The 14,132-nt window shown below is 40.4% G+C and carries 13 protein-coding genes and 1 other annotated feature; of the genes, 9 read left to right on the top strand and 4 right to left on the bottom strand.

Going from position 1 to position 14,132, the window contains the following annotated elements:
* Window positions 1-469: 469 nt before the first annotated feature.
* Window positions 470-1,456 (bottom strand): tryptophan--tRNA ligase, encoded by a 987-nt coding sequence (trpS, locus tag CSV60_RS15280; RefSeq protein ID WP_099637569.1) that lies wholly within the window; start codon window positions 1,454-1,456, stop codon window positions 470-472.
* A 94-nt stretch (window positions 1,457-1,550) separates the two neighbouring features.
* Window positions 1,551-1,763: a binding site (T-box leader), on the bottom strand.
* Between the two features lie 435 nt (window positions 1,764-2,198).
* On the opposite strand from trpS, the gene spxA reads away from it, so the two are divergent.
* From spxA to pepF, 4 genes are all read left to right on the top strand, one after another.
* The gene (gene spxA, locus CSV60_RS15275; protein WP_009765721.1) at window positions 2,199-2,597 is read left to right on the top strand and encodes a transcriptional regulator SpxA; all 399 of its coding nucleotides are present in this window, start codon (window positions 2,199-2,201) and stop codon (window positions 2,595-2,597) included.
* 236 nt (window positions 2,598-2,833) lie between these two features.
* Window positions 2,834-3,484, top strand: coding sequence for an adaptor protein MecA (gene mecA / locus CSV60_RS15270; protein ID WP_099632618.1), 651 nt, complete (start codon window positions 2,834-2,836; stop codon window positions 3,482-3,484).
* 797 nt (window positions 3,485-4,281) lie between these two features.
* Complete coding sequence (locus tag CSV60_RS15265) at window positions 4,282-5,439, top strand: competence protein CoiA (RefSeq protein WP_158232967.1); 1,158 nt, start codon at window positions 4,282-4,284, stop codon at window positions 5,437-5,439.
* A gap of 73 nt (window positions 5,440-5,512) precedes the next feature.
* Window positions 5,513-7,306, top strand: a complete 1,794-nt coding sequence (gene pepF / locus CSV60_RS15260; RefSeq protein ID WP_233189651.1) for an oligoendopeptidase F — start codon at window positions 5,513-5,515, stop codon at window positions 7,304-7,306.
* Between the two features lie 277 nt (window positions 7,307-7,583).
* Here pepF and CSV60_RS15255 read toward each other — a convergent pair whose 3' ends face one another.
* The 3 genes from CSV60_RS15255 to CSV60_RS15245 form a co-directional block, all read right to left on the bottom strand.
* Window positions 7,584-8,408 (bottom strand): DsbA family protein, encoded by an 825-nt coding sequence (locus tag CSV60_RS15255; protein WP_099632621.1) that lies wholly within the window; start codon window positions 8,406-8,408, stop codon window positions 7,584-7,586.
* Window positions 8,405-8,797, bottom strand: coding sequence for a globin domain-containing protein (locus CSV60_RS15250; RefSeq protein WP_099632622.1), 393 nt, complete (start codon window positions 8,795-8,797; stop codon window positions 8,405-8,407). The genes CSV60_RS15255 and CSV60_RS15250 overlap by 4 nt, the downstream gene beginning before the upstream one ends.
* A gap of 211 nt (window positions 8,798-9,008) precedes the next feature.
* Window positions 9,009-9,668 (bottom strand): lytic transglycosylase domain-containing protein, encoded by a 660-nt coding sequence (locus tag CSV60_RS15245; protein ID WP_099632623.1) that lies wholly within the window; start codon window positions 9,666-9,668, stop codon window positions 9,009-9,011.
* Window positions 9,669-9,827: 159 nt separating this feature from the next.
* On the opposite strand from CSV60_RS15245, the gene CSV60_RS15240 reads away from it, so the two are divergent.
* The 5 genes from CSV60_RS15240 (at window position 9,828) to CSV60_RS15220 (ending at window position 13,973) form a co-directional block, all read left to right on the top strand.
* Complete coding sequence (locus tag CSV60_RS15240; RefSeq protein WP_143565352.1) at window positions 9,828-10,211, top strand: UPF0738 family protein; 384 nt, start codon at window positions 9,828-9,830, stop codon at window positions 10,209-10,211.
* 42 nt (window positions 10,212-10,253) lie between these two features.
* A complete protein-coding gene (locus tag CSV60_RS15235; protein WP_099632627.1) occupies window positions 10,254-11,087 on the top strand; it encodes an NAD kinase in 834 nt (277 codons plus the stop codon).
* The gene (locus CSV60_RS15230; RefSeq protein WP_233189650.1) at window positions 11,056-12,057 is read left to right on the top strand and encodes an RluA family pseudouridine synthase; all 1,002 of its coding nucleotides are present in this window, start codon (window positions 11,056-11,058) and stop codon (window positions 12,055-12,057) included. The genes CSV60_RS15235 and CSV60_RS15230 overlap by 32 nt, the downstream gene beginning before the upstream one ends.
* Window positions 12,058-12,101: 44 nt before the next feature.
* On the top strand, window positions 12,102-13,478 hold the full coding sequence (gene mgtE / locus CSV60_RS15225) for a magnesium transporter (RefSeq protein ID WP_099632625.1): 1,377 nt from the start codon (window positions 12,102-12,104) through the stop codon (window positions 13,476-13,478).
* Window positions 13,479-13,556: 78 nt separating this feature from the next.
* On the top strand, window positions 13,557-13,973 hold the full coding sequence (locus CSV60_RS15220) for a hypothetical protein (protein ID WP_099637567.1): 417 nt from the start codon (window positions 13,557-13,559) through the stop codon (window positions 13,971-13,973).
* Window positions 13,974-14,132: the final 159 nt, after the last annotated feature.

Below are 14,132 nucleotides of genomic sequence, written 5' to 3'. Positions count from 1 at the left end.
TTTTTTGGTCATACTTAGAACGCGATAAACCTTGTCACTATCGTATTTCCAAGAGGGAGTCGCCGCCTTCCACTTACGGTCAACTAGTGTGTTGTTCTATCAAGTGAAGATTAGTGCATTACAAATCAAACTCCAAACCTTATTGAATCAATTTACAAAAAAGACTGAAGACATGCTCCTTGGAAGGTATTCCAGGAGATGTTTTCAGTCTTTTTGGTTGTGGGCAAGGGGACTCGTCTAATTGCACCCAGTTTGAACATAGGATGAAAGAAAAGGGAAAAGGACGAGATGGCTGTGACGCGTTTTTTTGTGTTTATTTGTAGTTATTGTGTCATTGTAGTAACGCTTGCTAATTTGTTGTTTTACTTAAATTATTCCGCACTGGGTTATAATTATCGACAGATATTAATTTTTATTTTGCAGTCGACAGATTTTATGATGTTGGTGACGGCGGTAATTTTATTACTGCTTACCGTGTGCGTCCCAAGCCCATCGCGGCCTCCATCTTTTTGAGGGTGGCGGAAGCGATGGTGTTTGCTTTTTTTGCTCCTTGGTCGAGGATTGCATCAAGTTCAGGGGAATCGATCAATTCATGGTAGCGTTCTTGGATTCCCGCCAAATGTGTATTGATGGCATCAGCGACACCGGTTTTAAATGCACCGTAGCCTTGGCCTTCGTATTTCGCTTCTAGTTCTTCGATGGTTACACCACTCAGTGAAGATTCGATTATCAATAAATTGGAAACACCCGGTTTGTTTTCAACATCGAATTTCACAATACCTTCAGAATCCGTTACTGCACTTTTAATTTTCTTTTCGATTTCTTTTGGTGTGTCCAAAATGGTAATCGTTGCTTTTTTATTTGGATCAGATTTACTCATTTTCTTCAATGGATCTTGTAAAGATTTTATACGAGCCCCATTTTTAGGAATACGAACGGCCGGAATGGTCAATACTTTTCCGTATCGGCTATTGAAGCGTTCTGCTAGATCTCTAGTTAACTCTAAATGTTGCTTCTGATCTTCACCGACTGGCACGATATCCGTGTTATACAATAAAATGTCCGCAGCCATTAATGGAGGGTAGGTAAGAAGTGCGGCAGATACACCTTCTGCTCCATCTGATTTGTCTTTAAACTGTGTCATACGCTCGAGTTCACCAATGTACGAAATACATTGCATGATCCATCCGGCTTGTGCATGAGCTGGAACTTCCGATTGGATAAATAATGTGGATTTTTCTGGATCGATGCCACTTGCGATATACGTAGCGGCTAATGAACGGATCGCTTGTTTTAAGTCATCCGGATTTTGCTGCACTGTAATTGCGTGCTGATCAACGATGCAAAAAATACAGTCCTCGTCGTTTTGAAGTTCAACAAATTGACGGAACGCGCCAATGTAGTTCCCTAATGTGATGACACCTGTTGGTTGTACGCCTGAAAAAATAGTTTTCATAAGCATGTATCCTCCTTTGAATTGTCGACTGGAACGAAACAGTCTGTGTCGTCCGTAAAAAAATGGCATAAAAAAACATCAGTCATCCCCTGTAAATAGGGACGATTGATGAAAGGTAACCGTGGTACCACCCGAATTGCTAAAAATAGCCGCTCTATTCCCGTAACGTGAGAAGACGTGATGGAGTACTGTTTTCATCCAACAAGCTCAGGAGCCCATTCTCTTCGTGCAGCTTTACTTGTTTTCACCTTATACAAGCTCTCTACAAAAACCGCCACAAAAATACTATTTCCTTCAATGCCATTCACTTATTGCTTAAGATTATATCGATACCTTATAAAAAATGCAACTTTGATTTGATATAATGAAAAAACTTTAACACTATATGAAACCTTTTAGTACATCTGTACGTACTATATAGTGAGGGAATAATTAGTAGATTTATTTTCTAAATGAGAATGCATTTTTTTACAATGGAAATGTTTAAAACATTTCCACCCTGGGTATAACAGTAGAAGGTGTTCATTAATCGCAGAAAACAGCATGATTCTCTACTGGAATGTTGAAAATCAAGAAATTGTGAATTCCGAAAAAGTTTTTTTGAAAAACTATATTAATTGAGAATGATTATGTGTATAATGAACAGTATAGACATTAATTATAATAATTCTAAATTGAATTACATGAATTGCAAGTATACAAAATCTAATGAGCGGAACCGTAGGAAAGGACGTGTCAATATATGGGTGTCACACTTTATACATCGCCTAGTTGTACATCTTGTAGAAAAGCAAAAGCATGGTTGGAGGAACATGAGATTCCTTATACAGAGCGTAATATTTTCTCTGAACCATTGAATATTCAAGAAATCAAACAAATTCTTCGGATGACTGAAGACGGTACTGACGAAATTATTTCAACACGATCCAAGATTTTTCAAAAATTAAATGTTGACGTAGAAAGTCTTCCACTTCAAAGGCTTTATGAATTGATTCAAGAGCATCCTGGGCTTTTAAGAAGACCAATCATTCTAGATGAAAAAAGACTCCAAGTAGGGTATAATGAAGATGAGATTCGTCGTTTCCTACCGAGAAAAGTTAGAGCCTATCAGCTGCTCGAAGCGCGGCGTATGGTAAACTAATCTTAATAACAAAAGCTGATAGGGATGACACGGGATACAATTGTGCCTATCAGCTTTTTTGAATTGATATTCCCTTGTGTTCCTCTAGCTTAACCACTTCAATGCGTATAACATGAAATGAAATTCAATAAACCCTTACGAAAACGTCGAAGTCGACATATAGTAGTAATAAGCATTGCAAGTGTGTATTAGTATATAACAGGGGAGGGCCTGTTTACAGAAGGGAGAGATAAGGGATGGAAATAGAGCGCATTAATGAAAACACGGTAAAGTTTAATCTGTCCTATGGAGATATTGAAGCCCGTGGTTTTAGTAAAGAAGACGTCTGGTATAATCGTGACAAAAGCGAAGAGCTTTTTTGGGATATGATGGATGAACTCGGTGACGACACGGAATTTGAAGTAGAAGGACCGCTTTGGATTCAAGTTAACGCGATGAATGAAGGCATTGAAGTAATTGTAACTCGCGCGCATCTTCCGAAGAACGCAGAATCATCACAGTTTCCTTTTGGAATTGAAGATCCAGAAGAATTGTTCGATCCAATTTTCGATGCGATTACTGATTCTGAAGAAGAAAATGAAGAAGAGTTGCAAGTGACAGATAGAATATTTGTTTTCAATGAATTTGACCAGATCATACCATTGGCTAGCAAGATGATTACACTCGAAGACGAATTTGATTCGCAACTATACGCATTCGAGGATCGTTATTATCTCAACTTACGCTTCGATTATTCTCTCATTGAGAAGAAACGTGCGAAAGACATTGCCAGCATGGTAACGGAATACGGTGCAGTGTCTAAAATGTCTATTCATCGTATAGCTGAATACGGCAAGGAAGTTATGGGATCTGACGTATTTGAACAAGTAACTAAATATTTTTCATAATACTCTAAAAGGCTACCGGTAATTTGGTAGCCTTTTTCTTTCTGCCAACTACTGGCAGCGTCTTTGTTAAATGGTGTGTAGGACTAGTTCAAGTACTCATTTAATCAAAAAAAAAGGATTGGGGATAGGGTTGTAGTTCTATCATGAGTGCGTAAGAAGCAGTACTGAGTTGTAGTTCTTTCACGTGCTTTTTTCTGCTCGTGTTTGAGCATAGGATTATGGTTTTGCTGACAATGTAAGTGTAATGCTCATTGCCCCCACTTCGGCGCTAGTGGATGGCTTTCGCAAGGAGCCACAGACAGGAAGTGCGCCTGTCTCTGTCTCCTTACTTCGCCTACCACAGCAGGCACCTTCGTTAGATAGTGTGTAGGACAGTTCATACACTTCACTCGCAAGAAACAAGTGATAGGTATCACAATGTCGCTCTTTCTATTTCTGTTAGAACCACAACTTACGTCATTACCAATAAGTAGCACAGGCACAACTGCTGGCTCAGGGTTGGAGGCAATCCCCCACGTGCCTGTGCGGGTCAAGAAAGCATACACTCACTAATTTTAGTATCCAACAACCAGTCGAGCGACGTCCCCAACAAAAAGTGAGCAGAAATTCATGGTTGGTATCACAATGTTGCTAGTTTTCTATTTGTTAGAAACACAAACTAATTTATTTCCCTACAGTAGCGCAGGCATAACTGCGAGACAGGCTGTCGTCCTGCATCTTTAAGATTGAATCATGAAACTTTCTCTTGCCAACTAATCAGAAAATTCGTAGTATAAAAGAGAAGGAGTGTGAAGGCCTTGTTAACAGCTCTTACAAGTGGCGGGAAGCAAGTCGTGTTAACACGGCAGTGGTCCCTAGTCAACTTACGAGAGTGGCGTAAAAACGAAACCTTTCATTGTCCTCAATGCAAAGAACAAGTACTCCTAAAAGTCGGCGATATTGTGATCCCACACTTTGCTCATCTAAAGCAAACCACCTGCCGTGATAGTTTCTCAGAAGGGGAGTCCCCAACCCATCTACTAGGTAAAATCCAACTTTATGAACTATTTTCACGTCTTCAACTACCAACAGAGATGGAACCCTATCTGCGCGACATCCGGCAACGTCCTGATCTGCTTGTGTCGTGGCGAAACGAGCAAGTCCCTATTGAATTTCAGTGCAGTACGATTCCTATTGCGCGTATAGTAGAACGTAACGCTGGCTACCATATCGCTAAAATGACGCCTATATGGATCATACTCACACCTACGCAACTACAAGACTCTTCATCATTTGTCCTTACCTATCGATTTAGTCAATTCCAACAACACTTTATCCGCCACATTCATTCACATACTAAAGAAGCGTTATCCGTGTTCATCACGTACAATCCGTTAAAGCAACAATTTCACTACCTCAGTCATTTCATCCATCTTCGAGGCACTGCGTTTGTGGTATGTCACTCCGTCATGCGAAGTGCACATCAAACGATTCCATTCGCTATTCCTGCTACTCCATCCACAAAAGACATAGAAGAATTAACACGTCAATACCAATCTGCGCGCCGCAAGTATCTTCGGTCGGTAATTGGGTATAATCAAAGAGGTATCCATCATCGCTTTTTGCGTGCATGTTATGAATTGCGTGTACAGCCCATTCAACTACCCGCATGGATTGGCGTTCCGACATTCGGGCAAGCAGCATTTACAGAGTCTGATAGTGAATGGCAATTACTACTTATCGCGGCTATCCGACAAACGAGGAATACACCCTTTCAACTAAATCGCTCTATTCTTCATTCATTTGTCAAACCATTTGAAGGAGAGTCAAGCCGACAATTGGAAGCCTGTCAAAGTTATGTGGATTTCTTGAAAGAGCGTCGCATAGATATCTATCGATTGGATCAATTCATGGGTAAAGATTTTGTGCTGGAAATACTATCAGGGCGATTTCTTGCAATGCATGCCAAGAATTGAGAAAATACAAGAGAATCAAATAACGGTAAATGCAGGAGGAGGAATTGGATTGACGAATGATCACAAAGTATTGATGCGCGATGAAGTATCTGAAGAGGAAACATGGCGCTTGGAAGATATATTTTCATCTGATGAAGAATGGGATAAAGAGTACAGCAAAATTGAAGAGATGGCTAAAGAAGCAGAACAGTATAAAGGCACTCTAGGAAATGGAGCTCGTCCACTTTTTGAAGCGTTAACATATCGTGATAAGTTGGCAGAACGTCTACGAAGATTGTACACTTATGCGCATCTTAAAACAGATCAGGATACGACGAACAGTTTTTATCAGGCAATGGATGGTCGGATTAGAACGTTAGTCGTGAAAATATCTACAGCATTATCCTATTTCACTCCAGAATTACTCTCGATCGATGAAAAGCAACTGAACGAAACGATTGAGTCGCATGAAGGCTTGCGTTTATATAAACAGGAATTTGAAGAGTTGAATGCAGAACGCGCTCACGTTCTGTCTTCAGAACAGGAGCAATTAATCGCGCAGTTATCTGAAGTGACAGGAAAATCTTCCGAAACATTCAGTATGTTAAATAACGCCGATCTAACTTTTGGTTTAGTCAAAGATGAAGATGGAAATGACGTTCAATTGACACATGGTCGTTATTCACAATTTTTAGAGAGCAAAGACCCAAAAGTTCGAGAAGCGGCTTTTAAAGAAATGTATTCAAGGTACGGAGAGTTTAAAAATACATTTGCTTCGACATTAAGCGGTAATGTAAAAGGGCATAATGTCAACGCCAGAATTAGAAATTATAGCTCAGCAAGAGCAGCAGCATTATCCAATAACCATATTCCGGAGCAAGTGTATGAAAACCTGTTGTCTACCATCAATAAAAATTTAGGTTTATTACATCGTTATGTAGCATTACGAAAAAAAGTATTGAATGTGGATACGCTTCATATGTGGGATATCTATACACCACTAGTCGAAGATACAAAGATGAAGTACACATACGAAGAAGCAAAAGATACTATGCTCGAGAGCTTCCATCCGCTTGGTGAAAATTATCGAGCTGTTGTAAAGGAAGGACTGGATAATCGCTGGGTTGATGTGCGTGAAAATAAAGGGAAACGTTCAGGTGCGTATTCTTCAGGCTCTTATGGAACGAATCCTTACATCTTAATGAACTGGCAAGACAATGTAAGCAATTTGTTTACGTTAGCGCATGAGTTCGGACATAGTGTACACAGCTATTATTCCCGTAAGTATCAACCATTCATATATAGTGGGTATTCTATATTTGTGGCGGAAGTTGCGTCAACAGTGAATGAAGCATTGCTAAATGATCACTTATTGAAAGTGACGACAGATGAAGACCAGCGGATTTACTTGTTGAACTACTGGCTGGATGGATTCCGTGCGACGGTGTTCCGCCAGACGATGTTTGCAGAATACGAGCATTTGATTCATCAGCTCGATCAAGACGGTGTACCGTTGACTGCTGAAAAGTTAACCGAAGAATACTATGCTTTGAATAAAAAGTATTATGGTGATGCGATTGTTAGTGACGAGGAAATCGGTTTAGAATGGGCGCGTATTCCTCACTTCTATATGAATTATTATGTCTATCAATACGCGACAGGATATAGTGCGGCTGTGGCGCTCAGCAAGCAGATTTTAGAAGAAGGGGAGCCTGCAGTAGAACGTTATATTACGAACTTCTTAAAGGCAGGTTCATCCGACTATCCAATCGAAGTACTGAAAAAAGCGGGTGTCGATATGACATCTGAAAAACCGATTGAAGAAGCGTGCCGGGTATTTGAGGCGAGATTGGAAGAACTGGAACAGTTATTGGCAAAAAGAGGGTAACTTTTGACTGCATGTTTCGACAGACATTCGCAAAGACCATGACATTTGGATGAAAACTGTTATAATTTGTTGAAGTTTTAAGTCATTTATGATATGGTATAATTGTGGAATAAATCACATACCAAACATACACCCCTTTTGTTTGAACGTGAACATTTCTCCCATTCCCTTTGAAAGAGAGCATTCACTCCCCCCCAGGAGCGGATGCTCTTTTCTTATTTTTTACGTGAAAAAGTCGAAGCCCCAACAAATTGTTGGGCTTCGACTAGTATAAGTGCTATTTAATTAGCGAACAATTAGGTTGCTTTTTACGCCATAACGTACGATCTTGGAAAGGGATTCGTTCGATTTCCTGTTTTAGTAAGCGTTTCTTTAATTCGCGTTCAGCTTCTTTTTCCGTCACGTGACACATTTCTGCGATTTCTTTCGTTGTGAGTAAATCAAAACGATTGAATAACAAATCAATAGTAGGAGGCATTTCTGGTAGAAGTTGTTCTCCAATTAGTTCTTCTAAAATCTGTTCGTAGATCGCATAGTCATAGAGGCCACTTACTTTCAATCCTTCGTCTTCTATATTGCTATTGAAGAAAACGAAGGTTGGTGCCTCGTCCACTTCCATTTCATTACCTAAATACATATCGACCTGCAAAGCACGCGATGTTTCTTCAGAAGTAAAATCCGCGATAAATTCATCTACGTCTAAATTAATGCGTGCAGCAATTTCAACGAGAACTGAATAGGACGCGACGTCACGCTTCTTCAAGAAGGAGTACTCAAGTAAACAGGATAGGTAACGGAATCCAGCTCGCTTACCTTGGAACTCTGCAGCTTTTACTGCAATATTAGGGAAACAAGGATTTGACCGCTTGGTTGATTTTGCATCGTTCGGATCAAGTAAAGAAGGTGGATTCAGTTTTGTCATAGGCGTTCTTAACGCGATGCGTAACGTAAAATAGTGATCGTATTCGACCTGCATTTTACGTAGCAACGGTTGCAGTGACCAACAATCTTTACAATAAGGATCAAGAAATACATAGAGTTCAATGGGCTTTACTGAAGCAGAGAAGTGTAACGTATCATCAATAACAGTTAGATAGTTCACTGATCTTCCTCCTCGTTCCTATTTACCATATGGTTGGCTGTTAAGACAAGGCGCTTATAGTAGACTTCCCGAAGTGGACCCTCCAGTCCTACGTCGTCCATTGCCTCAGCCATGCATGCTAGCCATGCTTCTGCGCGTGTAGGTGTTATAGGGAAAGGGTTATGTCGAGCTCTCATCATAGGATGTCCGTGCTCTTCCGTGAATAGGTTCGGTCCGCCAAGATATTGTGTTTGAAATTGTATTTGCTTCCTAATGGTTTCGGATAAATCATCAGGAAAAATGGGAATGAGATCTGGGTGAACAGCCACTTTTGCGTAAAATGTTTCAATCAGTTCATGTAATTTTTTCTCGCCGATCTCCTCAAAAGGGATGACAGGTTTTCGAGTCATTGAATTCACACCCCTTCGTGCATCTGTATCTGTATTCTATCAACGAACGAATTTCTATACAAATAAAAGAACTTATTTTGTTTCTTGTTATATAGCAGATTGGATCGCTCGAGTCGGATCAACTAGCTGGCTAATCTGATTCAAAGTCGCCTTAGGCTTGTAAACCACTGGGTAGTTATAGGTATACGTTGCGAAAAACGACAGCGAAATTTCACACCATTTGGTGGTAGTAGTTCATGACTTTTTTTACGTAGTTCTGGGTTTCTTTAAAAGGCGGGATGCCTCCGTATTTTTTTACGTTCCCCGGTCCCGCGTTGTAGGCTGCTAGTGCCATTTCATTCGATCCGAATTGGTTGAGCATGTTGCGTAGATATTTGGCTCCGCCCATGATGTTTTGGTGAGGATCCATGGGGTTGGACACGCCGAGGTATTTAGCCGTACCTGGCATTAGTTGCATGAGTCCGGCTGCGCCTGCATGACTTTTTGCGTTGCTTTTGAAGTTGGATTCTTGTTTGATGACGGCAGCAATTAGTTTTTCTGGTAGTTGATATTTATCAGCAGCTTGTTTGATGATATCTGCGTATGGATTAGTAGTTGCTGGCGACGATGTGGCTGTTGATACAGCGGTAACTACTTCAATTGGGCTTTGTGACATACCAAATGGAGACACGCTGCTTCCCTGGCTGAATAATTGCTCGGATTGTTTTGCGAGTTCAGCGCTAATGTTATTGCCTTCCAACAATTGCGTAAGTACCATCTGGAACGAATTGGAGCTGGTCGGTGTATTACTACTGAAGGATTGAACCGCTCCAAGAGTTTGCAGTGTATTGATTTCAAGGAGTAACCGAGTGTTAATGGGTTCGAGATTCATACTTTTTCCTCCTGTTTATTGAAGATCGTAAATAGGTTCGTTTATTATATTCATTATACCAACTTTCTTACCATAATGCACAATAACGAAATGCAACTATGTGTGGCATATGGTAGACTAAACGTAAAGACTTTAATTAAGGAAGTGGATGTCTTGAACATGAAAAATAAAATCATTGATACACGTAACGACGGTAATGAAGTTCAATTTATATTGAATCCAGAAGCAGAGTGGCCGTTAGGTTCTCCAGCTGGAAAAATGTTGACAGACACAGATCATCAATCGTTTGTATATATATTTGATCACGAGACTGGCTATCGTTATGCGTATTTTCCGAGAGACAGCTGGCGTGGGCTAGTCGATATGCTACTGCAACAAGCGGAACCTGTGTTGATTTGGCAAGATCAGAAAATACGTTTAACAGGTGCTGCAGACGAATTGCAGGCGTTGATATTCAATATTGAAGGCAATGATAATTATGGCGAGGAATTCAGTACAGCTGTAGAAGAAATATTCAAGCCGGTGCTGGAAAAGGTGAATTGATATATGGCAAAAGAATTTCACAAGAAGAATGGAAGTGATGTAATGAAATTCACAATTCAGTCGCGAAATGATGAGCTATCCAATAAGTTAATGAAAGAAGCACGTGTATATTTGCGCGATTTCGGCTTGAAGTATGATGAGGAAGAGCCGGATATTGTGTTGTCCATCGGTGGGGATGGAACGCTATTGCATGCTTTCCATAAATATATTCACCGCTTGGATAAGACATCATTTGTGGGGATTCATACGGGGCACTTAGGGTTTTATGCGGATTGGAAACCTTCTGAAATAGAAAAACTGGTGATCTTGATCGCAAGACAAGAGTACGAAGTCATCGAGTATCCTTTAATTGAAGTGACGATCAATTATCGTCATTCCGAAAAAAGCGCATCTTATTTAGCGTTGAATGAATCTACCGTAAAATCACCTGAAGTTACGTTGGTGATGGATGTTGAATTAAATGGAGAACACTTTGAACGATTTAGAGGAGATGGGCTTTGCATGTCGACGCCATCTGGATCCACTGCTTACAGCAAATCGCTAGGCGGTGCGATTATCCATCCTTCATTGCCATCTATGCAATTGACAGAAATGGCATCGATTAATAATCGCGTATTCCGTACAGTAGGATCTCCACTCATTTTACCCGATCATCATATCTGTACATTGACGCCTGTAAAAGGTCCTGATTTCATGGTGACAGTCGATCATTTGCAACTCCTTCATAAAGATGTGAAATCCATCGAATATAAAGTGTCCAATGAAAAAATGGGCTTTGCGCGCTTCCGTCCTTTCCCATTCTGGAAACGTGTAGAAGAGTCATTTGTCGCGAGTGATTTAATCTATGAACGTGAAGATGATGAAAAGAAAAAATAATACACTGTTTCAATTACAATTCGTTGTGAAGAAAAGTGGATTGCTACGTGAATTTTTGGCACAGCATGAAATTTCCAAAACGACGTTAACTGCTATTAAATATCGCGGTGGAGAGATATTGGTGAATGGGAAATCTCAAAACGTGCGTCATCAATTACAGCCGAATGATCAAGTGACAGTATTATTCCCTCCTGAACAGGTGAGTGATGGCTTGATTCCACAAGAAGGTACCTTATCCATTTTGTATGAAGATGAAACTCTTTTGGTGCTTGATAAACCCGCTGGACAAAGTACGATACCATCTCGCAATCATCCATCTGGAACGCTTGCGAATTTTGTCTGTGGAAAATTTGATAGAGAAGGTATTCTTTCAACTGCTCATATGGTGACACGTCTTGATACGGATACGTCAGGTATTATTTGTGTGGCGAAAAACCGCCATATCCATCATCTATTAAGCAAACAAATGGCGCAAGATTTGTTTCAACGCCACTATACTGCATTCTCAGAAGGCATAATTACTACGCCATTCTTGACTATTGAACAACCGATTGGCAGAAGAGAAGGTAGTATTATTGAGAGAATGGTACGGGATGATGGTCAGTATTCAAAAACAGATGTATCAGTAACTGCACATTATCGTCATGAAATAGACTATTTTACCGTCATAGACTTGACGTTGCATACAGGTCGTACGCATCAAATTCGTGTGCACATGCAATGGCTCGGACATCCACTTGTAGGTGATGATTTATACGGGGCAAACCGGGATGTATTCCCACGCCAGGCATTGCATTGTTCTGGTATCAGTTTACTTCATCCACTCACGAAAGAGAGAATGCACTTTACTAGTCCGTTGCCGGAAGATATGCAATACTATTTACGGCAAAGTCAGCAAGTGTGCGGATTCGAAAAACAGCACAACTCTGTTAATGCAAAGCAGTCAGAACGTTTTATAGTAACTAATTAGTACGTTTAAGCGTATCGTATGTGCAGAAGGGAAGGTGTGAAATCATGACTACTCAACCAGAACAAATGAGAAGTGAAATCGTTTTGGATGCGGTGAAGTTGCGAGAATTACTGATTAACGAGGATATTCATTCGTTCAGACAAGAATATCTGGTACTTCATCCGTATGATCGAGCAACTTTTTATGAAGAAGTGGGTGCAGAGCTTCGTGAATTGATGTATTTTTATCTATCACCAAAAGAACTTGCTGAAATATTTGAAACAAGTGAAATTGAGGAAGATGAATACGAAGAGTTCCTTGAGGAGATGGACGCGACATACGCCGCAGAGATGATTTCATACATGTTTGTGGATAATGCGGTAGATGTCCTGAAAGAACTAGATAAAAAGAAAGTCGTTAGCTATTTAACGTTGATGGATAAAGAAGCGGCGCTTCAAATTAAAGCATTACTACACTATGAAGAATATACAGCCGGTTCGATCATGACGACGGAATTCGTCACGGTTTCCGAGAATTCCACAGTTCGTTCCGCTATGACGATTTTGCGTAGTGAAGCACCAAGCGCTGAGACCATTTACTATATTTTTGTTGTAGACGATTACCAGCGTTTGACTGGGGTCGTTTCGTTACGTGACTTAATAATTGCCAATGAAGATACATTAATCCGCTCCATTATGAGTGATCGTCTCGTCAGCGTATCCGTTTCAGACGACCAAGAAGATGTCGCTCGAACGATTCAGGATTATAACTTCCTAGCTGTTCCAGTCGTCGACTTCCAGCAACATATACTAGGGATTATCACAGTCGATGACATTATCGACGTAATCGATGAGGAAGCATCGGATGACTATTCTAAGCTTGCCGGTGTTTCGACAATGGATACTTTTGATAAAAATCCATTCTCTGCTGCCAAAAAACGAATTCCATGGCTACTGATTTTATTGGTTCTCGGAATGTTGACAGCAAACTTAATTGATTTATTTACGGATACGATTTCCCAAGTTGCTCTATTAGCAGCATTTATCCCCTTAATTGCCGGAACTGCCGGAAATAGTGGAACGCAGTCACTTGCTGTTGCGGTTCGTGGTATCGCAACACGTGATATTGAAGATGAAAGTAAGTTGAAGTTACTAATAAGAGAAGCAGGCACGGGAATTATTACAGGTTTGATTTGTGCGATATTCGTCGTCTTATTAATCTTTATCTGGAAGCATGAACTGGTGATTGCATTACTAGTAGGAGCAGCGATGATGGTTTCGATTTTCGTTGCCACCATTTCGGGATCATTTATTCCGTTATTTATGCATAAACTTAAAGTGGACCCGGCTGTTGCCTCAGGGCCATTTATTACTACACTCAACGACGTCATCAGTGTCGTCATTTATCTAGGACTTGCAACAGTATTCCTTAGTTCTTTATGAACTAGGAATACTGTTTTTTTTTATTTCGGAACGTTAGGCGCTTTACTTACATATGCTAACTAAAAGGAAGTGATGAAAATGCGTAATGAAAAGCCGTTGCTGTTCATCTCCAGCCCGATTATTAGAAAATATCGGTATATACCTATAGTTGAAGAAGAAAGCACATCCGTTTTCGAGCCGGAACACTCAAGAGGATCAGAGGGCCCCGTAGTCTTACCTGTTACGGAAAATGTGTCGGTGCAAGAGTCGCCAGAGATTGAAAACGAATTAGTAGCTACTCAACTGATCCGCCAAAAATTAGAGTACTTGCACCACCCATTCCGTAAAGAATTATATGCTCCATTAGAAATCATCACGGAAAAAGGCAGTATCAAAGGAAAGTTGCATGGTATAGAAAATGAAGTTGTCTGGATCAACTCGAACGAAGAAATAACCTCAGTCCGTATGGAAGAAATTTTAGATATCCTCTGGAAACAGCAATCATTCACTATTTAATTCTTACTATTAACAAGAGGCTGGTACAAAACCTCAAAAGGTATGAAGGAGAAGACACCTTCATACCTTTTTTAATGTGCGCCCAGCATGGGTGTAGTCTATAGGGTGCAAGTCCCGAACTGTGAAGGCAGAAGTAACAGTTAGCTCAACGCAAGGGTG

Source organism: Sporosarcina sp. P7 (assembly GCF_002743425.1).
Lineage (GTDB): Bacteria > Bacillota > Bacilli > Bacillales_A > Planococcaceae > Sporosarcina.
The sequence above is the reverse complement of the archived record's forward strand: the minus strand, read 5'-3'. Positions and strand labels throughout refer to the sequence as shown.